Raw genomic sequence first — 23043 nt, 5'->3', positions numbered from 1 at the left:
CCCGGCCCGGCTCCGGCATCCGGAGTTCACCTCCTGTCCAGGCCCCGTGTCAGTGGGGCGTGGTTCGATGGAGTCATGATCGAAGCAATGCGTACGGATACGGGAGTCACGACGGACGGGACGGGCGCGGCGGCCGGCGCCGCGGCGCACACGGCGGACGGGGTGCTGCGGGCGATCGGCACGGCAGCGGTCGAGGACGCCGTACGCAAGGCCGCGGCGGCCGAGATCATGCCACGGTTCCGGCAGCTCGCCGTCCACGAGGTGCTGGAGAAGAACGGCCCGCACGACCTCGTCACGGTCGCCGACCGGCTGGCCGAGGAGCGGCTGACCGCCGATCTGACGAGCCTGCTGCCCGGCTCGCTGGTGGTCGGCGAGGAGGCGGTGCACGCCGACCCGGCCGTGCTCGGAGCGCTGCACGGCGACGCGCCGGTGTGGATCGTCGACCCGGTCGACGGCACCCGCCAGTTCGTGCACGGCGATCCGGGCTTCGCCACGCTCGTCACCCTGGCGCTCCGCGGCGAGCTGCTGGCCTCCTGGACGTACGCGCCCGCCCTGGACCTGATGGCCACCGCCCGCCGCGGCGCCGGCGCCGAGCTGAACGGGGAGCCGCTGCGCCCGGCGCCCCCGGTGCCCGGCGCGGTGCTGGACGTGGCGATATCGCACTACGACTTCACCACCGACGAGCAGAAGCGGGTGCTGGCGGCCCTGGAGACCGACGGCATCGCGCCGCGCCCCTGCGGCTCGGCGGGCCTGGAGTACCTGCACATCGCGCAGGGCGAGCTGGACGCCGTCGCCTTCAGCTGGGAGAACGCCTGGGACCACGCGGCCGGGCTGCTGCTGGTGCACGAGACCGGCGGGGCGAGCGGCACGGTCGCGGGCGAGCCGTTCCGTGTCGGCGGCGGCAACGCGCTGCCCTTCACCGCGGCGCGGGACGAGACGACCGCCCGGCGTATCCTCGGACTGCTGGCGGCCGCCAACTGATCCTCAACGGCGAGGGTCGCACACGAGGGGAGTGGCGCAGGTGCCGACGATGCTCGATGCCGTGGTGATCGGGGCGGGCCCCAACGGGCTGACCGCGGCCGTCGAACTGGCCCGCCGCGGCATGTCCGTCGAGGTCTTCGAGGCCCACGCCACCATCGGCGGCGGCGCCCGTACGGAGGAGCTGACCCTCCCCGGCTTCCGGCACGACCCCTGCTCGGCGGTGCACCCGCTCGCCGCGGGCTCACCCGCCTTCGCCGCCATGGACCTGGAGCGGTACGGCCTGCAGTGGCTGCACCCCGACCTCCCGCTGGCCCACCCCTTCCCCGACGGCACCGCCGCGGTGCTCGCCCGTTCCGTCGGCGAGACGGCGATGTCCCTCGGTGTGCACGACGCCGGGGCCTACCGGCGCCTGCTCGCGCCCTTCCTCGGCAAGTGGGACACCCTCGCCGCGGACTTCCTGCGCACCCAGTGGCTCGGCCTGCCGCGCGACCCGGTGACGTACGCCCGGTTCGGCCTGGCCGCGGCCCAGCCGGCCGCCCTGCTCAGCCGGCGCTTCCGGGACCAGAAGGCGCGCGGCCTGTTCGCCGGGCTCGCCGCGCACGTCATCGCGCCGCTCAGCAGCCCCGGCACCGGCGGCGCCGCCGTCATGTTCGCCCTCGCCGCGCACGCGAACGGCTGGCCGGTCCCGCGCGGCGGCTCCCAGGCGATCCCCGACGCGCTGGCCGCGCTGCTGCGCCGGCACGGCGGTGTGCTGCACACGGGGTACGAGGTCAAGCGGCTGGACGACCTGCCCCCGGCCCGTGCGTACGTCTTCGACACCTCGCCGACCGCCCTGGCCCGGATCGCGGGGCTCGGCAACGCCTACCGCGGCGTGCGGTACGGCCCCGGCGTCTTCAAGATCGATTACGCGCTGTCCGGGCCGGTGCCGTGGACCTCGGCCGCGGCCCGCCGGGCGGGCACCGTGCACCTCGGGCCGACCAGCGGCGAGATCGGCACCGCGCTGCGCGCCGCCGCCGACGGCCGCGCCCCGTCCGTACCGTTCCTGATCACCTCGCAGCCCAGTCTGATCGACCCCACCCGCGCCCCCGAGGGCAAGCACACCTTCTGGGTGTACGGGCACGTCCCGAACGGCTGGGAGGGCGACGCCACGGAAGCGGTGGAGCGCCAACTGGAGCGCTTCGCACCCGGGTTCCGCGACCTGGTACTGGCCCGTGCCGTCGCCGGCCCGCCCCAGCTGGCCGCCCGCAACGCGAACTACGTCGGCGGCGACATCTGCGCCGGTTCCGCCGCGGGCCTCGGCCTGGTCGTGCGCCCGAAACTGGCCCGCGTCCCGTACGCCACCGCCCACCCGGCGGTCTTCCTGTGCTCCCAGTCCACCCCGCCCGGGCCCGGCGTGCACGGCATGTCCGGCCACCACGCGGCGCGGGCGGTCTGGTCCCGGCTCCGGCCGACCCGCTGACCTGGGCGCGAGCCGCCCACGCCGGAACGCCGTCGCGCGACACCTTTCCCGCGCCACCGGGTCACTGTGTGTCGGCTTGACATGCAACCTTGCGGTTGCCAATCTGGTGGTGAGGGGGTCGGACGACATGGACGAGGTGTTCAAGGCGCTCGCGGACGCACACCGCAGGCGGCTGCTGGACCGGCTGAACAAGCGGTCCGGGCAGAGTCTGCGTGAGCTGTGCGCGGGGCTGGAGATGACCAGGCAGGCGGTGTCCAAGCACCTGGCGGTGCTGGAGGGCGCGGGCCTGGTCACGGTGGTCCGGCACGGCCGGGAGAGGCTGCACTACCTCAACCCCGTACCCATCCACGAACTCGCCGACCGCTGGATCGGCCAGTACGAGCGCGGCCGGATGGCCGCGCTCGGCAACCTGAAGCACGCCCTGGAAGGAACGGCGATGAGCAAGCCCGAGTTCGTCTACACGATCTACATCCACACCACGCCCGAGAAGCTCTGGGAGGGGCTGACCAGCCCGGAGTTCCTGAAGCAGTACCACGGCGGCTGGGCGCCCTCCTCCGACTGGCAGGCCGGCTCGAAGGTGCTGTGGCCGGTCGAGGACGGCGGCGAGCCGCAGGACCTCGGCCAGGTCGTCACCGAGTCGGAGCCCGGCAAGCGGCTCGCCTACACCTGGCACACGCTGCAGCCGATGCACCAGGAGATGTTCGGCATGAGCGACGCGGAGTTCGCCGAGGCGGTCAAGGAGCGCTCGAAGGTCGCCTTCGACATCGAGCCGGCCGAGGAGCCGGAACTGGGCGTCAAGCTGACCATCACCCACGACGGCTTCACCTCGGCCGACTCCAAGATGCTCGAAGGCGTCAGCGGCGGCTGGACCATGATGCTGTCCGAGCTGAAGACGATCCTCGAAAAGGCCTGAGAGCCGGTGCCCTGACCGCGCCCGGGCACTCCCGCGCAGCGCTCTGCCGGGCGCGGCTCACAGATCCAGCACCAGCCGCGGCCCCAGCGCCCGGGACACACAGGCGTACATCCGGCCCTCGGGGGCGCCGATGTCGTCCCGGTGCTCGACCTCCCCGCCGAGAACGGTGATCTCGCAACTGCCGCAGACGCCTTCACGGCACCCGGAGGGCAGGGCGTGCCCGGCGTGGTTCAGGGCGTCCAGCAGCGACTCGTCGGCGTCCACCTGGACCGTACGCCCCGACCGGGCGCACGCGGCCTCGAACGCCGTGTCGGGGCCGAACGCCTTGGGCAGCGGCTGGAACCGCTCGGCGCGCAGCTGCCCGGCAGGGAAGGCGGCCTCGGCCGCCGCGAGCATGGAGGCCGGTCCGCAGCAGTAGACCAGCGTGCCGGGCGCCAGCCCCGCGGCCAGTGCGCCGAAGTCCGGCCTGCCGTGCTCCCGGGTGGTGACGAGGCGTACGGCGTCCCCGTAGGCGGCGCGCAGTTCACCGGCGAACGGCATGGCGTCGGCCGAAGGACCCACGTACACCAGCGACGCCGGTACGCCCGCCGCGGTCGCCGCGCGCAGCATCGGCAGGACGGGAGTGACGCCGATCCCGCCGGCGAGGAAGAGATAGCCCGGCGCGGGCAGCAGGGGGAAGTGGTTGCGCGGCAGCGACACGTCGAGCGTGCGGCCCGGGCGCAGGAAACGGTGGATGTACTCCGAGCCGCCGCGGCTGAGCGGGTCGTGCCGTACGGCGACGCGGTAGGTCTCGCGGTCCGCGGGATCCCCGCACAGGGAGTACTGCCGGGTCAGCCAGTTCGGCAGGGCCACATCGACATGGGCGCCCGGCTCCCAGGGCGCAAGAGGGCCGTCGGTGCCGCGCAGGACGAGGGAGACGACGTCCTCGGTGAGCGGTTCGATGCGGTCGAGAAGGGTCCGCTGCATCGGTGATTCCCTTTCCTGAGCGGTCAGTAGAGCTTCCGGTAGGCCTCTTCGAGGACCGCGTCGAACTGCTCAGGGGCGAAGGAGCCGAACTGCGCTGCGGCGATCTCACCGGCCGACGGCAGTTCGTCGGCGAGGGCTTGGCTCGCCGGATCCCACAGCCGGGACCGCAGCAGCGCGCGCCCGCAGTGGAAGTACGCCTCGGCGACCTCGACGATGATGGCCAGGACCGGCGCCTTGGCCTCGGTGCGCATCCGGGCGAGCACGTCGGGCTCGTCGGTGGGGTAGGCGTGCCCGTTGACCCGCAGCGTCTCGCGCATGCCGGGGACCAGGAAGAGCAGCCCGACCCCGTCGTTCTCCGCGATGTTGCGGAACGAGTCGGCGATCCGGTTGCCCGGCCGGTCCGGTATCGCGAGCGTGTGGGGGTCGAGGACCTTCACGAACCCCGGGTAGTCGCCGCGCGGCGAGCAGTCGGCCCGCCCTGCCGCGTCCGCCGTGGCCAGCGACAGGAAGGGCGAGTGCGCGATGAAGCGGCGGGAGAACGCGTCGATGTGGTCGATCTTCTTGTTCTCCAGCATGGTTTCGGGTTCGCCGAGCCGGGCGCGGACCTCGTCCAGGGACAGCCGCCGGGGGCGGGCCAGGGTGTGCGTCATGAAGGCTCCTTACGGGAAGGCGGCACGGCGGACGGGCACAGGCAGCGGCAGCGGCCCCTCACGGCAGTGGTGAGAACCGCTCCGCCGCAGCTCATGCCATCATTGTGAGTAATTGCTCAGGTCTTTGCCACTCGCATTCGAGGGGCCGTCCAGGAGGCGTCGTGACAGCCGACCGCCGCGGGCTCCAGCCGCGTAAACAGCCCCGCCAGGCCCGTGCCGAGGCCACCCGGCAGCGCATCCTCACCGCCGCTGCTCACGTTTTCGCCGAGTACGGCTACGCCGCGGGGACCACCAACCGCATCGCCGAGCGGGCCCAGGTGTCCATCGGCTCGCTGTACCAGTACTACCCGAACAAGGACGCCATCCTGGTGGAGCTGCTGGTCCGGCACCTGGACGCCGGAGCCGCCACCGTCGCCGACCGGCTGGGCGGACAGCTGCCGGACTCCATCGAGGAGACCGTCCGGCTCTTCGTACGCGCCTCCATCGACAACCACCTGGACGATCCGCAGCTGCTCCGCGTCATGGCCGAGCAGGGCCCCCGCACCCCCGAACTGCTCGACCGGATCGCCCGGGACCACCGGGCGCGGGTCGCCTTCATCCAGCAGCTCCTCGAGCGCCATCCGCAGGTCCGCGTCGCGGACACGCACACCGCCGCCCGGCTCGTCGTGGCCACCACCGAACTCGTCGTCCACCAGCTCATCGCCGCACCGGACCCCATAGACATCACCCGGTTCGAGAACGAACTCGTCGCCATGCTCACCGGCTACCTCATGACGGCCCGCTGACGGTACGGACGCTCACCGTGCCGGGCCCCGGCAGGAAAATCCCGTGCGCCCCGCGCACCGCGCGTGATACTCCCCCTGCATGAGCGATCTGCAGACGGCACGGCTGGTGCTCCACCCTCTCAGCCCCGCCGAGGCGCGGCGGCTGGTGGCGCGCACCCCGGCGGCCGGGGACCGGTGGGCGCCCGGATACCCGACGGACGGGGACGTGGAATCCGCGGCCGACTTCCTGAACCACTGCGCGGCCACCGGCGACCCGCGGCCGTTCGGTGACTACGAGATACGCCGCCGGGCGGACGGGCTGGTCATCGGCAGCCTCGGCTTCAACCGGCCGCCCGGCGCGGACGGCAGCGTGCCGATCGGCTACGGCCTGGTCCCCGAGGCACGCGGTCACGGCTACGCCGCCGAGGCCCTGCGCGGGCTGCTGCGCCTCGCCGAAGACCACGGCATCACCTGCGTGAAGGGCGACGCCGACCACGGCAACACCGCGTCCCAGCACGTCATGGCCGCCGCCGGGATGCGGCTGGTGGGGGAGGACGAGCGGGTGAAGTACTTCGAGATCAGGTGGCCTGCCGCCGCAGCGGCCGGTGCGGGGGACAGGGCATGATGCCCGTATGACCGCGCACCAGCTCACCCTCACGCTCGTGCAGGGCGACATCACCGAGCAGACGGTCGACGCCGTCGTGAACGCCGCCAACTCCTCACTGCTGGGCGGCGGGGGAGTGGACGGCGCGATCCACCGGCGCGGCGGCCCCGAGATCCTGGCCGAGTGCCGCGCGCTGCGCGCCTCGCACTACGGCAAGGGCCTGGCCACCGGGCAGGCCGTGGCGACCACGGCGGGCCGGCTGCCGGCCCGCTGGGTGATCCACACCGTCGGCCCCGTCCGGTCGCAGTCCGAGGACCGCTCCGGCCTGCTCGCCTCCTGCTACCGCGAGTCGCTGCGGGTCGCCGACGAGCTGGGCGCCCGCACCGTCGCCTTCCCGGCGATCTCCACCGGGGTCTACCGCTGGCCCCTGGACGACGCGGCCCGTATCGCCGTGGAGACGGTACGGGCCGCGCGGACGGCCGTGGCGGAGGTGCGGTTCGTGCTGTTCGACGAGCGGGCCTACGCGGCGTTCGCCGCGCAGGTGGACTGACCGGCAGGCTCTCGGTGCCCGGCGAACCGTGCCGAGACGCACGGGTCCTCGTTGCGGTACCCGAGCCGGGTGTAGAGCCGTTCGGCGGGCGCGTTGTCGGCGAGCTGCCACAGGGTGCAGAAGCCGTGCCGCCGTACGGTGTGCCGGGTCAGCCACGAGGTCAGCGCCGCGCCGAGGCCCTGGCCGCGCTGGGCGGCGTCGGTGGCGACGGACGCCATCAGCGGTGCGCCGCTGTCCCGCAGGCTGCTCATCGCGCCGCACGCCACCAGCCGCCCGTCCGCGCCGCGGATACCGGCCCAGAGGCTGACGTCCGCGGAGCCGGGGCCGGTCGAGTGGGCCGGGCTGTGCTCGTTGAGGAAGGCGAGCAGTTCCCCGTGGTGGCTCTCGTCGAGCGCGACCACCCGGTCCTCCGCCGGGTGGACGGGCGGTTCCTCCAGCGTCCAGCGGAAGATCCACTCGACCACGTCGGTCACCGCCAGGTGCCGGCCGACCAGCGTCTCGGTGCCCCGCGGCCCGGTGAACTCCCGTACCTGGTCGGGGAAGCCCTGTGCGGCACGCAGCACGAGACCGGCGGCGGCATCCGCCTCGCCGACGCTCCACACGTGCCCGCGCGCGGCGTCGAGCCAGGCGACAGCACCGGTGTTGCACCAACTGCTCCGGTCGGCGGGCCGCTGCCGCGCGGCGCCGAAACGCAGGAGGGCGGCACCCTCCTGGAGCTCCAGGCCCTGGGTGAACAGGTCCTCGGTCCGGGGAAGAAGAGTCGTTGCCTGCATCACTCTCTGGAAAGGACGTAGGGAGGGGAACGACTCCGGACACGCCGGAGGCGCGGCCGGAACCGTTCGTCTGAAGGAGGGGCCCCGGCAGCGGCTGCGCACCCGTGCGCGCCCGGCCGACCGGGTGGTCAACTCTCGCACACCGCCCCCGGCCCGGCGCAAATTCTCGCGGGGTGCCGTATGCCACCCCGCGCGGTGCCGGTCCGGGGCCCGCCCGGCCACCGGGCCGTCCCTGGTCACCGGACGCTGATGTCGCAAATCCGCCAGCCCCGTCCGCGCGGCTGCCGGATCCTGGAGTCATGCACACCGACTTCGAGCGCTGTCTGCGCGCCGTACAGTCCAAGGACGCCAGGTTCGACGGCTGGTTCTACACGGCGGTGCGCACCACGCGTATCTACTGTCGTCCCAGCTGCCCGGTGGTGCCGCCCAAGCCCGAGAACATGACCTTCTACCCGAGCGCCGCCGCGGCGCAGCAGGCCGGCTACCGCGCCTGCAAGCGGTGCCGCCCGGACGCCAGCCCCGGTTCACCGCAGTGGGACGAGCGCGCCGACCTCGTGGCGCGCGCCATGCGGCTGATCGCCGACGGCGTCGTGGACCGCGAAGGCGTACCGGGCCTGGCCGCCCGGCTCGGCTACAGCACCCGCCAGGTCGAGCGGCAGCTGCTGGCCGAGCTCGGCGCCGGGCCGCTGGCCCTGGCCCGCGCGCAGCGCGCCCAGACCGCGCGGCTGCTCGTCGAGACCACCGAACTGCCCATGGCCGACGTGGCGTTCGCCGCCGGGTTCGCCAGCATCCGCACCTTCAACGACACGGTACGGGAGGTGTTCGCGCTCGCCCCCACCGAGCTGCGGCGGCGCGCCCGGCCGGGGGCCGCCGCGGCCCTGCCCGGCGCGCTCGCCCTGCGGCTCCCCTTCCGGCAGCCGCTGTGCCCGGACAACCTCTTCGGCCACCTGGCCGCGACCGCCGTACCGGGCGTGGAGGAGTGGCGGGACGGCGCGTACCGGCGCACCCTCGCGCTCCCGTACGGGCACGGCATCGTCGCCCTGTCCCCGCGCCCCGGCCACATCGACTGCCGGCTGTCCCTCACCGACCTGCGCGATCTGGCCGGGGCCATCGCCCGCTGCCGCCGGATGCTCGACCTGGACGCCGACCCGGAGGCGGTCGACGGCCTGCTCGGTGAGGATCCCGTCCTCGCCCCGCTCGTCCGCAAGGCGCCGGGACGGCGGGTGCCGCGCACCGCGGACGCGGACGAGTTCGCGGTACGGGCCGTACTGGGCCAGCAGGTGTCCACCGCCGCGGCCCGCACGCACGCGGGCCGGCTGGTCACCGCGCACGGCCGGAGGATCGACGACCCGGCGGGCGGCCTGACCCACCTCTTCCCGGCCGCCGCCGAACTGGCCGGGCTGGACCCCGAGACGCTCGCCATGCCGCGCACCCGGCGCGCGACCCTCACCGCGATGACCGAGGCCCTCGCCGCCGGCACCGTACAGCTCGGCGTCGGCAGCGACCGCGAGCGGGCCCGCGCCCAGCTCGCGGAGCTGCCCGGCGTGGGCCCCTGGACCGTCGAGTGCATCGCCATGCGCGCCCTCGGCGACCCCGACGCGTTCACCCCCACCGACCTGGGCCTGCGCCGCGCCGCCGCCGGCCTCGGGCTACCGGCCACCCCGGCGGCGCTGATACGGCACTCGGCGCGCTGGCGCCCGTGGCGCGCGTACGCCGTCCAGTACCTGTGGGCCACCGACGACCACCCCGTCAACCACCTCCCGACCGGCTGATCCGCACCGCCGGACCCTGCCGTCCGACCTCCTCCGCCGATCCGACCGCCCACCCCGACCGACCGAGGCGCCCCATGCCCCTTCCCGCTCCCGCCCCCGTACCCGCTTCCGGCCCCGGCAGTCCCGCCCGCTGCCACGCCGTCCTCCCCGACACCCCCTACGGCCCGCTGACCCTCGTCGCCGACGGGGACGCCCTCGCCGGGCTCTACATGACCGACCAGCGCCACCGCCCGCCGCAGGAGTCCTTCGGCCCGCCGGAGGACCTGGCGGCCCCGCCGTTCGCCGCGGCCGTACAGCAGCTGCGCGCCTACTTCGACGGCACCCGCACCGCCTTCGACCTGCCCCTGGCGCCCCGGGGCACGCCCTTCCAGCGCCGCGTCTGGGCCGCCCTGTGCGAGATCCCGTACGGCGGCACCCTCTCGTACGGGCAGCTCGCCGGCCGCCTCGGCAAGCCCTCCGCCGCCCGCGCGGTGGGTCTGGCCAACGGCAGGAACCCGATCGGCATCATCATCCCCTGCCACCGCGTCATCGGCGCGAGCGGCAGCCTCACGGGGTACGGCGGCGGCCTCGACCGCAAGCGCCGCCTGCTGGCCTTCGAACGGGGCGGCTCCGGGCCGGAGCGGGCGTAGTCCGTGCTGCTCTCGACGACCGGAGGGCCCGCGGGCGGGCCCCGGCCGTTCAGCCGCCGCTCCCCACCACCGCCCGCACCTCCGCGACCAGCACCTCCGCCGCCTTCAGCGACCGCGCCAACTCCGTACCCGTACGGCCGATGGCGCCCAGCACCGCACCCGCCCGCTCCGCGAACCCGGGCGGTGCGCCGGGCAGCGCGGCGGCAGCGGCGAGCGCGCCTTTCTCGTTGATGCACCAGGTCCGGTGGTGGGCGTGCAGCGCTTGCGTCAGGTCACCCACCGCCCGGGCCAGGCACAGCGCCGCGTGCAAGGTGTCCGCGGACACCTGGGACTTGCCCGCCATGGCCAGGGAGAATCCGGCGTCCCACACCGCCGTACCGGTCAGCGCGGCACGCAGCGGCTCCGGGTACTCCCGCAGCTCCTCCTTGAGGCGGCCGAGACGGCCGGTGGGATCGGCGAGCACCCGTGACAGGGCCAGTTCCCCCGGGTACGCCGGAGACCAGAAGCCCAGCGGGTGGCCCACCTGGGCACCGATCTCGTACCGCCCCGCCTGGCACTCCCGCCACACCCGTTCCACCCGGTCGGCGTCCCGCAGGATCCAGTCCACGTGCCGGCCGTCCGGCAGCACCAGCCAGGCGCCCCCGTCGACCCACGCGCCCCACGCGCCCGGCGGGTGGATCTCCACCGGCGCCCCGGTCAGCTCGGCAGCCAGTTCCGCGAGCGCCGCCACGCCGACCTCGCCGCGGTAATAGACCCCCAAGTCCCAGTCGGAGTCCGGCCGGTGGGTGCCGCGGGCCCGGCTGCCTCCGAGTGTCACGCCGACGACGCCGGGCACCTCGGTGAGGGCGGCGGCCGCGCGCACCGTCCAGTCGTCCTCCCAGGAATGAGGCGTACCGGTGCTGTCGGTTGCTGTGTTGTCCATGAGGGCAGCGTAGGCGGGCCCCATGACGCCGCAGGCGGAGGGCGTCGGGAGTGACGGCCGTGGCCCTGGCCGGAGTTGCGCTCAGCAGGCCCGGGCGCTCAGCGCACCAGGTCCCGCACCTCCGCCAGCAACTCCACCTGACGCCGCCAGTCCCCGCCCGCGAAACCCACCAGGACACGGCTGACGCCCGCTCCGCAGTAGCTGTGCAGGCGTTCCGCGGCCTCCCGGGCGCCGCCGGTCACCGGCACCTCCGCATAGCGTCCGGCCGGGGCGCCGTGGGCTTCGGCGAGACCCGCCGCGATGTCCGCGCGGCCGGGGAGGCCCGGTTCCGTACCGAGTGCGGCGACGGCGCCCACGGCGACGACCGGGGGCTTGCGGCCGAGTGCGGCGGTGAGTTCCGCCAAGTGCACGGTGCCCTCGGCCACTTCGGCAGCCGGAGCCGGCGAGGGGAACCAGCCGTCACCCAGAAGCGCGGCGCGCCGCACCGCGGCGTGCGTGCCGCCGGCGATCCAGACCGGCGGCACCCGCACGGCGGCCGCCGGGGCCGCCGGCGCGCACCCCGGCCCGTACGCGTACGGCGGTGGCACCCGCTCACCCGCGAGCATCCGGGGCAGCAGCCGCAGCACCGCGTCGGTCCGGCGTTCACGCTCCTCATGCGGGTCATGCGGGTCATACGGGACATGCAGGTCGTACGGGTCGTACGGGTCATGCGGGTCGTACGGGTCGTACGGGTCGTACGGGTTATGCGGGCTACACAGGTCATACGGGCCATGCGGCTCGTACGGGATGCCGGCGGCCGCTCGTGGCGTGGGCCCGCTGTCCGCCCCGACGCCCAGGACCAGCCGCCCGTGCGCGATGCGCTGGAGGCCCGCCAGCTGCTCGGCGGTCCGGTCCGGTGACGGGAGGCGCGGCGCGCACGCCTCGCTGACGACGGTGATGTGGTCGGTCGCCGCGGCCACCGCCGCCAGTGCCGCCGCGGCGTCCGGCGGCGGCTCGCCGGGGGCCGGCCGGTGCCGGTGCGAGACGAGGTCGAGTCCGGCCTGCTCGGCGTGCCGGGCGGCCGCCGCGAGACCGAGCCGCTGGGCGCGCCGCACGGCACGGGACGGCAGCACCACGCCCACCGCAAGGCGGCCCGGCGGTACCGCCGTGTCCGGGAAGAACGTCATGCGCCGACGATGCAACCTCAAGCGGCCTTGAAGTCAAGAGCGGTGGCGGACGGCACCGGACGGGCGGCGGGCGCGGGAACGGCGCTCAGCGTTGCAGGCGGTCTCTTTACTCTTTCCGTGTTGAGGAATGCCTCGCAACGTGGATCAAATGGTCCGGCTCAAACAATCTGTAAGGACCACAGAAAGACTGTCCCGCGATGTGTCACTCGGATCCGGCCGTCCGGCAGCACGAGCGGCGCAACGCCGAACACACGCTGCTGGGCCTGGCCGCGCTCGCCCGGCACAGCGGGCAGCGGCCGGTGTCCGCCGAGACCGGGGCGATCACCGAGCGGATCGGTGACTCCTTGATCTGCACCCGTCTCGTCGGGAAACTCCTCGCCACCAGGAGCGCGCAGTGCGGCTGCGGCTCGGCCGGGACTCCCGGCTGCCGGGCCGCGTAGAGGGGGCCGGTGAGGTCGGAGAAGGACGCGGCCGCCCGCCGCTGACCGAACAGAGGAAGCCATGGACAACGCATTCGAGAACGTTCCCCCGACCACCCTCGCCGATCTGCTGGGCCGCGGCCAGGTCATGGACACCGGCATCCGCCCGCTGTGGAACGCGCCGCGCGTCGCGGGCCCCGCGTACACGGTGCGCTGCGAGCCCGGCGACAACCTGATGCTGCACGCCGCGATCTACCGCGCCACTCCGGGCTCGGTGATCGTCGTGGAGTCCGGCGACCTGGACCACGCGCTGGCCGGCGGCAACGTGTGCGCGGTCGCCCAGCGCCGGGGCGTCGCGGCCTTCGTGGTCGACGGGGTCATCCGGGACCTCGGTGAGGTGCGCGAGGCCGGTTTCCCGGTCTTCGCGCGTGGCGTCATCCCGATTCCCGGCACCAAGAAGAAGCTCGGCTCGCTCGGTGAACCGGCCCGCGTCGGCGGTGTGCTGGTGCACCCCGGTGACATCGTGGTCGCCGACGAGGAGGGCGTCGTCGTCACCCCCGCCGCCCGCCAGGCGGAAATCCTCACCGCCGCCCAGGCCGAACTGGCCAAAGAGGCCGGCGAGACCCTCGACATGTGGGAGGAGGACCACCGCGCGCGGATCGACAAGGCGCTGAACGACGCGGGCTTCACCGGCTGACACCTGGCGCGGTGGCGCACCCCGGGACGGTTTCCCCGCTGGAACGGCTGCCGGAGGTCTCGGCCGGCGGCATCGCGTACCTGCTGTTCACGTCGGGCAGCACCGGCACCCCGAAGGGCGTCCCGGTCACCCACGGCAACGTACGGGCGTTCCTCGACGCCGACCAGGAGCGCTACCGGCTCACCCCGGACGACCGGCTCACCCAGACCTTCGACCAGACCTTCGACCTGTCGGTCTTCGCCCTGTCGGTCTTCGCCCTGTCGGTCTTCGACCTCTTCATGGCCTGGGAGAACGGCGCGCGCCTCTGCTCGGTGGAGCCCATCGAGCTGCTGCCCCCCAGCAAGTACCTGGAGCGCAACGGGATCAACGGTGTGGTTCTCGGTGCCCTCCGTGGCCGCCGTCCTGCGCAAGCGCGGTGGGCTCGGGCCGGGCAGCATGCCCACACTGCGCTGGAGCCTGTTCTGCGGCGAGGCGCTGCCCCGTCTCACCCGCCGGCCTCCCGGCGGAGGTGGTGGCGGAAAACGAAGCGTATGTGACGTCGGTACTGGACGTCCTGGGCGTCGAGTTCGGCCCCACGCACACCGAGACCGTCCTGACCGACGACGGCCCACGGCTCATGGAGACACCCGTCCGGATGGGCGTGCGTGAGGCTGCGCCGTACGGCGGACGGGCCGCCCCCCCCCCGCGGCCCGTCACCCCTGCTCACCAGCGATCGAGGAGCAGCGCCGCCAGCCGCAGATAGGCCCGGTACGTCTCCGGGGCCAGCCAGGACAGCTCCACCACGCTGCCGGTGGCCAGATGGCCGTCGCGCGGCACCATGACCACGTCACGGCAGCGGGAGCTGAGCCCGCGTACGGTCGCCGGGTTCAGCGTCCAGCCGGCTTCCGGGCGGCTGTGGTTGAGCACCACCACGGCGTCCGCCGCCAGGTGCGGCAGGCCCAGGGTGAGCAGCCGGTCCATGGAGCGCTCCGCGTGGGTCAGCCCGGCGGGGTCGGCGCGGGTCACGATCACGACCCGGTGGGTGCTGTCCAGCACGGCCTGCGGGAACCGGTCGGTGTCGGCGAGGGTGACGGTGCAGTACGGCTCGGCGAGCGCGGTCACCGTCGCGTAGTCGCGGTCGGTGAACTGGCCGGGCGGGCCCGTACGGTGCTGGACGGCGTCGTTGGCCAGCACCAGCAGCCCCGAACGGTGCTCGGAGACGAACAGCCGGAAGTCCTCGAAGTCACGCACCTGGCCGGCGGCGCGCGCCAGATCCGTCAGCCGGGCGTCGGTGTCGCGGTAGACGCGCCGCGCGATACGGATGTGGCTGCCGGCGTGCCGGTCCGCGTCGACGGCCAGCACCGGCTCGCGGCGCTGTTCGGCCAGCAGCGCGCCGAGCACGGCCGTCGTCGTGGTGCAGCCCACCCGGTCCTTGAGGGCGAGCAGGGCGATGCGCAGGGGGCGGGTCAGCGGGGCGCGGACCGTGGCGAGCAGCCGGTCGCGTTCGGCGTCGGCGTCGCTGCGGTCGGGCTCGGTCAGTTCCGCGCTCAGCGTGGGGGACGGGCCGGGCCGACCGTCGTCCGGCTCGGCCCGGGTGACCGACTCCGGCAGGTAGCCGGCGAACACCTCGGCCACCTCGGGAGCCGTCGGCCGGGCCTCCGGCTCGTCGTCGATGCAGCGCAGCAGGATGTCCCGGAGCCCGCCGTCCAGTTGCAGGAACTCCTCCTGGGTGAGCAGGACGTCGCGCCGGTACCAGCGCCAGGACCGGCCCGTCGCCGCGTCGACGAGGATCGTGCCGAGCGCGTACACGTCACCGGCGGCGATCCGCGACTCCCCCCAGGACGTGACCTCCGGCGCGCGGTGCGGGGAGCGGGTGGGCATGGCCAGCGGCGAGGCGCTGGACTCGCCGTCGATACGGGCCGAGGTCCACTCCAGGATCCGTACGGTCTCCTCGGTGACCAGCACCGTGCCGGGGGTCAGCGCGCCGTGCACGATGTTGTTGCGGTGACAGCGGCTCACCGCGCGCGCCAGGTGCCACCCGAGCCACGCGAACAGCGGCGAGCCGTGCAGGGGCCCCGCCGCGTGCAGCAGCGCGCGCAGCGTCGGCGCGGGCAGCTGCGTACTGAGCCGGTCGAGCCGCAGCGCGATCCACGGCACCGGGCCCTCCAGGTCACTGGCGACGACCTCCGGGGCGTACACCCCGCCCATGCGGTGCAGCGCCCGCCACTCGACGCCCAGCAGCTCCCTGGCCATCGGCCACTTGACGGACGCCGACACACGCAGCAGCACCTGCGCGCCCGCCTCGTCCTCCCCGATGTACACGTTGGGCACACCACCGGACTCGCCGCGCAGCCGCAAGGTGTACGGACCGAGGGCGTGCAGGTCCTGCAGCCGCAGCGGCAGCCAGGACGGCGCAGCCCCCGAGGTGTCCGGCAGCCGGGTCTCCTCGTACGTCTCCGGCGGCAGCGTCCGGACCGGCGCCATCGGGCGCGCCCCGAGGTGCGTCAGCAGCCGGTCCTCCAGCCACGCGAACGGCCGGGTGCCCGGCAGGAGTTCGCCCGTACCGGACGGGTGCGCCAGCCACGCCGGGAAGTCCGGCGACCGGCCCACCAGGCGCGCCAGCCGCTCGGTCACCGCGCGCGTGGTGCGCAGCAGCTCGATCGGGGAGGCGGTGTCCAGCAGGATCTCCTGGGCGCCGGCGGTGAACTCGAAGCTCAGGTGCTGCGGCTGGGTGCCGTCGGCGGGCCCGGAACGGCGCATGAGCCCGCCGAGGAACACCTCCGCCAGGTGCGACGTCTCGGCGGGCCAGGGCACCGCCTCCAGCACGAGCCGCATCACCGGCACCGTGATCGGCGACACCGCGGCCAGGTGGGCGGCGAGCCGGTACGCCGGTGCGGAGGCGGCGTCCCGGAAGCGCAGCACGGCGTCCGCCGCGTCCGGGGTCCGGGTGCCCGCCACCGGTCGTACGCCGGGCGCGGCGGGCGGGGCCAGCAGCGGCAGCTCCGCGCTCGCCCCGGGCGAGGCCACCAGCCGGGCCCAGGCGGCGACGGCCGCCCGGCGCGGCTCCAGCACGGGCACCGGCACGCCGCGGAAGTCGTCGGCGAAGCCCGCCGGCAGCAGTGCGTCGGTCACGTCCCAGGTGTCGTTGGCCGCGCCCCGCCGCCGCGTGGTCACCCGCCACGGCTCGGCCCGCAGCCCCGAACCGCCCCACATGTGGGCGGGCAGTGCGTGCACGACGCCGGTGGGGCCGCGCCGCGCCCACCGGTCCAGGGTGGTGTGCAGGGTGCCGTCGCGCCAGCAGGAGCCGACGCCGTCGCTGACGACCAGGATGAGGCTGCGGCCGGACGGGTCGGCGACCGAGGCGGGCGACAGCAGCGCCGGGTCGGGGTCGAAGGGGCGCGCCCGCAGCCGGGGGCCGTCCGGCGAGCGGCTGTCCAGCCCGTGCACCCGTACGTCCCGGAAGGCGCCCAACTGCTCGAACAGGGTGCGCAGTTCGGCGGCCAGGCGGCGCCACAGCAGCATGGAGACGCCGTCGTCGATCAGCAGCGTCAGGTCCAGCCACCGCTCGCGGGCGGGCCGCGTCACCACGTCCGGCAGCCCGGTCTCGGCCATCGCCGCCACGGTCGCCGCGTCGTCCAGCTCCTGGCGGTCGCGGCGCGGCCGCCGCTGCTTGAGCGGGCGCAGGGCGCGGCTGAGCCGCAGTTCCTCGTGCCCCAGCGCCTTGGTCTCCGGTATGCGGACGGGCAGCGCCCCCGCGTCCTGGTGCCCGGAGTGCGCGGCGGGGCCGGAGAGTTCGGGGGCGCCGCCCGCCGAGGCGGCGGCGTGCAGCGCGCCGGCGAGCTGGGAGGGCGACCCCCGGCGCGCGGCCGGCCCGGGGCCGGACGGGGCGGGGGCGCGGCCCGAGGCGCCCGTGGCCGTACCGTCCGGGTGGCGGCCGGGCTCCCCGGGCGGGCCCGGGCCGCCGCCGGAGGCCGGGCCGGCCGGCTGCCCCAGCAGGGCGGCCAGCGGCGCGGATCCGTCGCGGGGCAGCCGTCCGGCCAGCCACAGGACGTCCAGCAGCTCCAGGGTGGAGAGCTCGTAGCCGGTGACCGCACCGACCTGCTCGAACCCGGAGCCGTCGCCCGGCACCGTCACACCGTTCCGCCGAGCCGGTGCAGCACCGCCCGCAGCAGCCCCTGGGCGTCCAGGTCCACCCCGCCCTTGCGCAGGAAGACCGCGTTGAGCAGCTGGTCCGTCGCCAGCTCGCCGTGTGCCCGCTCGTTGAGGAAGGTGTGCAGGAGGTCGTCCATCCCGGGCAGGGCCTCCTCGCCGAGGTGCGCGGCGACGATCCTGCGCAGCTGCTCCTCGTCCGGTTCGGGCAGCGCGAGCCGCACGCAGCGGCGCAGGAACGCCGGCGGGAAGTCCCGCTCGCCGTTGCTCGTGATCACCACCACCGGGAACTCCCGGCAGCGCACCAGGCCGCGGGTCACCCGCACCCGCCCGCTGTCCGTGCCGTGCAGCAGCACCTCCACCTCGCTGCGGTCCTCCGGCAGCCGGGACAGCTCCGGAATCTCGAACTCGCCCTCCTCGAACACCATCAGCAGGTCGTTGGGCAGGTCCACGTCACCCTTGTCCAGCTCGTCGACGAGCAGCACCCGCGGCACCTCGCGCGGCACCAGCGCGGTGCCCAGCGGCCCCAGCCGGATGTACGTGCCGATGTCCGGCTCCGGACCGGAGTGCTCCTGGCGCAGATGGGTCTCCCGCAGCCGGCCGATGGCGTCGTAGTCGTACAGCGCCTCCTTGAGCACCGAACGGCTGTTGACCGCCCACTGGAGCACCGGCCCCAGACTCAGCTCGTGCGCGATGGCGTGCGCCAGCGACGACTTGCCGGTGCCCGGATGGCCGGTCACCAGCAGCGGGCGCCGCAGATGCAGGGCGGCGCTCACCACGTCCGCCTGGGCCCGGCCGATCAGGTACGGGCGCTCCCGCCGCCGGCCGCCGGCCGCGCCGCCGTCCGCCGCGAACTGCCGCCACGGCGGCGCCGGGGGCAGCACCGCCTGCCGGGGGACACGGTCGCCCCGGAAGAGCCGCCACGCGTCGTTCTCCGTCATCGCCGATCCGCTCCCGCCGTCCGCCGTCGCTGCCCGCCGCGGCCCGCGCCCGCGCGCCCCGGCCCCGTACGCCCCGCTCCGTACGCCCCGCCCCTCACCCCAGCGGCCCCTCACCCGGCCCGGCCGGCCCGCCCGGATCGGCCAGCTGCAACTCGTCCGGCAGCGGCAGCCCGGCGTCCTCCCAGACGAGCGCCGGCCGCGCCGCCTGCGCCGGATCCATGTGGGCCCGGACCCGGAAATGCCGTATCCGCTCCGGCAGTTCCTCCAACGGACCGGACGGGCGCGAAGGTTCCAGGCGCGCCGCCTGCCGGTGGTCGACCGCCTCCCGGTCCCACAGCACGATCGGCACCCCCATGAACAAGCACACGTTCAGCAACTGCGCCCGGTGCTTGGGCGGCCCGTGCACCACGACGCTGCCCTGGTCCCGGTGCGTCGTCTTCAGCATCCCCATCAGCTCCCGGTCGCTGGTGACCTCCTCGCCCGCGATCAGCGGGCCGGTGCGCCGCCGCGCGTCCCAGCGCCGGCTCAGGTCGTGCCGCGCGGTACGGGAGTGCCGGCGCACCTGGGGACAGCGCAGCACGACGAGGAAGTCCTCGCCCAGCGGCGCCGGGTACAGCTCGCCGGGCTCCGCGCCGTCCCACTCGTCCACCGGCAGCTGCAGCCCGTCCGGGCCGACGGCCACCGCGACCATCGGCACGCCCCGCCCGGGGCCCTCCGCGCCGCTGGCCACGGTGCGCACCAGCCGGGCGATCTGCGCGCCGTCCAGCGGCCGGTCGTCGCCGGGCCCGGCCCGCGCGGCCGTCCCGTCGTCCCGCAGCCGCCACAGCGAGCAGCGGTAGCGGTCCGGCGGGTCGTCCGTGTGCCGGGTCAGCTCGACCAGGACACAGGTGCCCGCCGACGCGGTCCGCGCGGCCCAGCGCGCCGCGTCCGCCCGCCGCTCGTCCAGCGCGGAGGCGTGCACGCCCAGCCGCTGGGCGACCCGCACGCTCCACTCCCGCAGCACCTCGCCCACCAGCCCGCCGACCTCCGCCGCCACGTACTCCACCACCCGTACCAGCGCGGGCAGCCGGGGCGTCTCGTTCGGTACGGGCGTGCAGTCACCGGGCCAGGTCTCCAGCGCGTGCAGCGCGGCGGGCACGGCCGGGACGGACAGCCGCGCGCCGTGCAGCGGCGCGGGCAGCGCCATGTACTGCAGGGCCTCGGCGGCGGCCCGGGGGAGCAGCCCCGGGTCACGGGCCGTCAGGTCCGTCAGCTTCGCGAGCAGTTTGCGGTGCTCGCCCACCGACAGCAGACCGGCCGCTTCGACCAGCCGCCCCAGCCCCAGCAGCCGGTCCAGCTCGGCGCGGTCCCCGCTGTCGGTGACGGTGCGCGCGAGCGACTCGGTCAGGGTCGGCAGCGCCCGCCGCACCGTGTACAGGACGGTGGCCAGCTCCTCGACGGTCGGCGCCGAACCGTCCGAAGGGGTCCGCAGGCCCAGCTCGGCACCGAGGACCGTGGCGTGCGCGGCGCGGTCCGCCGGCGCCCCGAGCAGCGCCTGCACCGGGCCGGCCAGCATGTCGCGCAGCCCGCTGTCCTCGGGGTGCACCGCCGCACCGTGCCCGCCGTCCGGGGGCAGCAGCCCGCCCGCGCCGGCCCGTACCAGCTCGGCCTCGATCGCCTGCCGGGTGATGCCCCAGCTGCGCCGCACCGTGTGCTGGGCGGCGAACGCCCCGCCCGGCGCCGTGATCCGGCCCATCACCAGACCGACCGCGGCGGCGTCGTGCAGTGACCACAGCGGCCCGCCGCTGTAGCCCTCCTCGACGGCGGCGCCGGACAGCTGTCCGTCGAGGTAGCCCACCGAGCCGTCGCAGGCGCTCACCCGCACGTCCGCGTAGGTGAACGGCTGCCCGCCGCCGTACCAGGCCCGTACCTCCTGGCCGGTGGCCATGTCCGTCCAGGGCAGCGGGCGCACCGGGTCGGGCGGCGGCTCGTCCAGCTCCAGTACGGCCAGGTCACCGGCCCACTCCAGGGCTCCTTCAGGCGCCGGCCCGGGGCGGTCCGCCGCCCGCGGCGCCACCCACGCGACCAGCCGCGCGGAGACCGCCGCGACGTGCGGCACGGCGGGGAAAGCCACGTCCAGGCGGACCGGGCCCGGGTCACGGTGGGTCAGCGGCCGCAGCCCGAGCGCGGTGTTGACCACGTGGGCGCAGGTCAGCAGGTGCCGGGCGGCGAGGTGGACGCCCGCGCCCGCCGTACGGCCCGGCCCGCCGCCCACCACTTTGACCAGCGCCCCGCGGGCGTCCGCCGGCGGCTCGTCGGCGGGCACCGTGAACCAGCCCACGGCTCAGTCCCGTACCGGGAACTGCCAGCTCGCCGAGACGGTCATGCTCGCCTGCCCGGCGCTGCCCACGATGCCCAGCTTCAGGTCCTGGCCGATCTGCACGCCGAAGGTGACGGCCAGCTCCTGCGGCGGGTCGGGCGCCGTGCGCACCGCGTCGCGCACCTGCTGGAGGACCGGCCCCAGCGGACTGAGGACGGCCCGCAGCGCGTCGGACGCCAGGGCGGTGACCCGGGCACCGCTGCCCACCGGTGTGACGCCGCCGATCCCGCCGGGCAAGTCCGCGCCCCCGTGCCCGCCGGCCGGCTCACCGGCGGCCGCCAGCTCCACCCGGACCGTGGCGTCGTCGAACGGGAATTCCACATAGTCGTAATGCGGCACAGACACATTGTGCCGATCAACTCACCCTGGCGACAGGCCTGTTCACCGATCGGTACGGGTCCGGTACCGAAGCGGCGCCCGCTGGCGGAGGGGGCGCGGCGCGGGCCGTGGCCGGCGCGCCCTTCCGCTTCCCGGCCCGCGCTCCGGCCCTGGCCTGCGCCCAGGCCGGCCCCTGCCCTATGCCCAGGCCGGCCCCCGCCCTACGCCCCGGCCGGCCCCTGCCCCGGCGGGCCGGTGTCGTCACCCGTCCGCTTGGCGTCCGCCGCCCGCCGCAGCCGCGGATGCCGGACCGGGCCCTGCTCGGTGATCGTCTCGCCGACGATGGCGCGGACCGCGCTGCGCAGCCCGTGCATCGCCTGGTGCCGCGCCGGCCCGGCGCCCGGGTCGCCGCGCAGCTCCTTCAGCAGCGCCCAGCACAGCGCCAGCATCACGAACACGAACGGCAGCGCGACCAGGATCGTCGCCGTCTGGAGCGCGCCGAGCCCGCCGGCCACCAGCAGCACCGCGGCGACCGCGGCCATCAGGATGCCCCAGGTGACCACCAGCCACGTCCGCGGGTGCAGCGCGCCCCGGCTGGTCAGCGAGCCCATGACCAGCGACGCGGAATCGGCGCTGGTGATGAAGTACGTCATCACCAGGATCATCGCCACCCAGGAGGTGACCGTCCCGGCCGGCAGCGCGTCCAGCATCCCGAACAGCGACGCCTCCGCGTCCTGCGCGTTCTTCGTCAGGTCGGCCAGGCCGCCGGCGTCCAGCCGGATCGCGCTGCCGCCCATCACGCAGAACCAGACCATCGTCGCGCCGCTGGGCACCAGCAGGACGCCGATCAGGAACTCACGGACGGTGCGCCCGTGCGAGATGCGGGCGATGAACGTGCCGACGAACGGGGCCCAGGACAGCCACCACGCCCAGTAGAAGATCGTCCAGGCGCCGAGCCAGCCCGCGTCGGTGAACGCGCCGGTCCGGGAGGCCATCGGCAGCAGGTCGTGGAGGTAGCCGCCGACGCTCGCCGGGATGCTGTCCAGGACGTACACCGTCGGGCCGAGCACGAAGACGAACAGCATCAGCAGCGCGGCCAGCACGATGTTCAGGGTGGACAGCCACTTGACGCCCTTGTGCAGGCCGGAGAAGGCCGACGCCACGAAGGCGGCGGACAGGGCGGCGATGATGACCAACTGCACGGCCGTGCTGTCGGACGCGCCGGTGGTGAGGTTCAGGCCCCGGCTGACCTGGAGGGCGCCGAGGCCCAGGCTGGTGGCGGTGCCGAAGACGGTCGCGAAGACGGCCAGCAGGTCGATCAGGTGGCCCAGCCGCCCGCCGGCCCGCCGCTCGCCGACCAGCGGGACGAAGACGGAGCTGAGCCGGTTGCTGCGGCCCTTGCGGAAGCCCGCGTAGGCCAGGGCCAGGCCGACGATGCCGTAGATCGCCCAGGGGGTCAGCGTCCAGTGGAAGAACGCGTACTCCAGCGCGGTACGGGCGGCGGCGCCGGTGCGCGGGGTGACGCCGCCGGCGGGCGGCGGGGAGACGTAGTGCTGGAGCGGTTCCCCCACGCCGTAGAACATCAGGCCGATGCCCATTCCGGCGCTGAACATCATCGCGATCCACGCGAGATTGCCGAATTCCGGTTCCGCGTCGTCCTTGCCGAGCCGGATATGGCCGAAACGGCTGAAGGCGATGAGGACGCACAGGGCGAGAAAGACATCGGCGGCCACCACGAACAGCCAGCCGAAATTCCCCAGTACCCAATTCAGCGCGGCATCGGTGACCGATTCGAAATTCTTTTTGCCCAGCGCCGCCCAGGCCACCACCGCGAGTACCGCGGCGACGCCGATACCGACCAGGGTCAGGTCGGGCGGCGGATCGTGCTCCGCGCTCGGCGGTCCGGAATGCGGCGTCGGTTCCTCGGACGTCTGCACGCTCATGGCGTCCCACTATGGCCGGGAAAACAATGAATCGCCGGGTTGGCGCGCCGTCCGGCGTGGCCGCTCCCTGTTCGCCGGGGCCCGCGCCG

The 23043-nt window shown here is 74.8% G+C and carries 21 protein-coding genes; 11 read left to right on the top strand and 10 right to left on the bottom strand.

Features of this window, described 5'->3' with window-relative positions; all coding sequences use genetic code 11:
• The first annotated feature begins 75 nt into the window (after positions 1 to 75).
• The 3 genes from AB0L45_RS12590 (at position 76) to AB0L45_RS12580 (ending at position 3353) form a co-directional block, all read left to right on the top strand.
• Positions 76 to 981: an inositol monophosphatase family protein gene (locus AB0L45_RS12590; protein ID WP_365838912.1), complete on the top strand. Its 906-nt coding sequence runs from the start codon at positions 76 to 78 to the stop codon at positions 979 to 981.
• Between the two features lie 49 nt (positions 982 to 1030).
• Entirely contained in the window at positions 1031 to 2440 is a 1410-nt protein-coding gene (locus AB0L45_RS12585) for an NAD(P)/FAD-dependent oxidoreductase (protein ID WP_365838910.1), read from the top strand.
• A gap of 127 nt (positions 2441 to 2567) precedes the next feature.
• Positions 2568 to 3353 (top strand): metalloregulator ArsR/SmtB family transcription factor, encoded by a 786-nt coding sequence (locus AB0L45_RS12580; RefSeq protein ID WP_365838907.1) that lies wholly within the window; start codon positions 2568 to 2570, stop codon positions 3351 to 3353.
• Positions 3354 to 3410: 57 nt separating this feature from the next.
• Here AB0L45_RS12580 and AB0L45_RS12575 read toward each other — a convergent pair whose 3' ends face one another.
• Entirely contained in the window at positions 3411 to 4319 is a 909-nt protein-coding gene (locus tag AB0L45_RS12575) for a PDR/VanB family oxidoreductase (RefSeq protein ID WP_365838905.1), read from the bottom strand.
• Positions 4320 to 4342: 23 nt separating this feature from the next.
• Positions 4343 to 4969, bottom strand: coding sequence for an MSMEG_1061 family FMN-dependent PPOX-type flavoprotein (locus tag AB0L45_RS12570; protein ID WP_365838903.1), 627 nt, complete (start codon positions 4967 to 4969; stop codon positions 4343 to 4345).
• Between the two features lie 161 nt (positions 4970 to 5130).
• Here AB0L45_RS12570 and AB0L45_RS12565 point away from each other — a divergent pair, with 161 nt between their 5' ends.
• The 3 genes from AB0L45_RS12565 to AB0L45_RS12555 all read left to right on the top strand — a co-directional run bounded on the left by AB0L45_RS12565 (position 5131) and on the right by AB0L45_RS12555 (position 6887).
• Complete coding sequence (locus AB0L45_RS12565; protein ID WP_365838901.1) at positions 5131 to 5754, top strand: TetR/AcrR family transcriptional regulator; 624 nt, start codon at positions 5131 to 5133, stop codon at positions 5752 to 5754.
• Between the two features lie 79 nt (positions 5755 to 5833).
• Positions 5834 to 6358, top strand: coding sequence for a GNAT family N-acetyltransferase (locus AB0L45_RS12560; RefSeq protein ID WP_365838899.1), 525 nt, complete (start codon positions 5834 to 5836; stop codon positions 6356 to 6358).
• Between the two features lie 7 nt (positions 6359 to 6365).
• Positions 6366 to 6887 (top strand): O-acetyl-ADP-ribose deacetylase, encoded by a 522-nt coding sequence (locus tag AB0L45_RS12555; protein WP_365838897.1) that lies wholly within the window; start codon positions 6366 to 6368, stop codon positions 6885 to 6887.
• Here AB0L45_RS12555 and AB0L45_RS12550 read toward each other — a convergent pair.
• Positions 6857 to 7660, bottom strand: a complete 804-nt coding sequence (locus AB0L45_RS12550; RefSeq protein ID WP_365838895.1) for a GNAT family N-acetyltransferase — start codon at positions 7658 to 7660, stop codon at positions 6857 to 6859. The genes AB0L45_RS12555 and AB0L45_RS12550 overlap by 31 nt on opposite strands.
• Before the next feature lie 299 nt (positions 7661 to 7959).
• Here AB0L45_RS12550 and AB0L45_RS12545 point away from each other — a divergent pair, with 299 nt between their 5' ends.
• Both AB0L45_RS12545 and AB0L45_RS12540 read left to right on the top strand, forming a co-directional pair.
• The gene (locus AB0L45_RS12545) at positions 7960 to 9432 is read left to right on the top strand and encodes an AlkA N-terminal domain-containing protein (protein WP_365838893.1); all 1473 of its coding nucleotides are present in this window, start codon (positions 7960 to 7962) and stop codon (positions 9430 to 9432) included.
• Between the two features lie 74 nt (positions 9433 to 9506).
• Positions 9507 to 10061: a methylated-DNA--[protein]-cysteine S-methyltransferase gene (locus AB0L45_RS12540; protein ID WP_365838891.1), complete on the top strand. Its 555-nt coding sequence runs from the start codon at positions 9507 to 9509 to the stop codon at positions 10059 to 10061.
• 49 nt (positions 10062 to 10110) lie between these two features.
• Here AB0L45_RS12540 and AB0L45_RS12535 read toward each other — a convergent pair whose 3' ends face one another.
• Positions 10111 to 10983: a nucleotidyltransferase domain-containing protein gene (locus tag AB0L45_RS12535; RefSeq protein WP_365838889.1), complete on the bottom strand. Its 873-nt coding sequence runs from the start codon at positions 10981 to 10983 to the stop codon at positions 10111 to 10113.
• Between the two features lie 98 nt (positions 10984 to 11081).
• Positions 11082 to 12149, bottom strand: a complete 1068-nt coding sequence (locus AB0L45_RS12530; RefSeq protein ID WP_365838887.1) for an LLM class flavin-dependent oxidoreductase — start codon at positions 12147 to 12149, stop codon at positions 11082 to 11084.
• A 197-nt stretch (positions 12150 to 12346) separates the two neighbouring features.
• On the opposite strand from AB0L45_RS12530, the gene AB0L45_RS12525 reads away from it, so the two are divergent.
• The 3 genes from AB0L45_RS12525 (at position 12347) to AB0L45_RS12515 (ending at position 13801) form a co-directional block, all read left to right on the top strand.
• Positions 12347 to 12589: a hypothetical protein gene (locus AB0L45_RS12525; protein ID WP_365838885.1), complete on the top strand. Its 243-nt coding sequence runs from the start codon at positions 12347 to 12349 to the stop codon at positions 12587 to 12589.
• A 61-nt stretch (positions 12590 to 12650) separates the two neighbouring features.
• Entirely contained in the window at positions 12651 to 13265 is a 615-nt protein-coding gene (locus AB0L45_RS12520) for an RraA family protein (RefSeq protein ID WP_365838883.1), read from the top strand.
• 11 nt (positions 13266 to 13276) lie between these two features.
• Positions 13277 to 13801: an AMP-binding protein gene (locus AB0L45_RS12515; protein ID WP_365838881.1), complete on the top strand. Its 525-nt coding sequence runs from the start codon at positions 13277 to 13279 to the stop codon at positions 13799 to 13801.
• A gap of 166 nt (positions 13802 to 13967) precedes the next feature.
• On the opposite strand, the gene AB0L45_RS12510 is transcribed toward AB0L45_RS12515, so the two are convergent.
• The 5 genes from AB0L45_RS12510 to AB0L45_RS12490 all read right to left on the bottom strand — a co-directional run bounded on the left by AB0L45_RS12510 (position 13968) and on the right by AB0L45_RS12490 (position 22954).
• Positions 13968 to 17372 carry an SAV_2336 N-terminal domain-related protein gene (locus tag AB0L45_RS12510; RefSeq protein ID WP_365838879.1) on the bottom strand — a complete coding sequence of 1135 codons (3405 nt, stop codon included), beginning with the start codon at positions 17370 to 17372 and terminating at the stop codon, positions 13968 to 13970.
• A 2-nt stretch (positions 17373 to 17374) separates the two neighbouring features.
• Entirely contained in the window at positions 17375 to 18334 is a 960-nt protein-coding gene (locus AB0L45_RS12505) for an AAA family ATPase (protein WP_365838877.1), read from the bottom strand.
• A gap of 94 nt (positions 18335 to 18428) precedes the next feature.
• Positions 18429 to 20654 (bottom strand): trypsin-like peptidase domain-containing protein, encoded by a 2226-nt coding sequence (locus AB0L45_RS12500; protein ID WP_365838875.1) that lies wholly within the window; start codon positions 20652 to 20654, stop codon positions 18429 to 18431.
• 3 nt (positions 20655 to 20657) lie between these two features.
• Complete coding sequence (locus tag AB0L45_RS12495) at positions 20658 to 21032, bottom strand: CU044_2847 family protein (RefSeq protein ID WP_365838873.1); 375 nt, start codon at positions 21030 to 21032, stop codon at positions 20658 to 20660.
• 200 nt (positions 21033 to 21232) lie between these two features.
• Positions 21233 to 22954, bottom strand: a complete 1722-nt coding sequence (locus AB0L45_RS12490; protein ID WP_365838871.1) for a BCCT family transporter — start codon at positions 22952 to 22954, stop codon at positions 21233 to 21235.
• Between the last annotated feature and the right edge of the window lie 89 nt (positions 22955 to 23043).

The sequence above is a fragment of the Streptomyces sp. NPDC052496 genome, from assembly GCF_040679095.1.
Lineage (GTDB): Bacteria > Actinomycetota > Actinomycetes > Streptomycetales > Streptomycetaceae > Streptomyces.
Note: the sequence above shows the minus strand (reverse complement) of the source record. Positions and strands in the feature narration are given on the sequence as shown.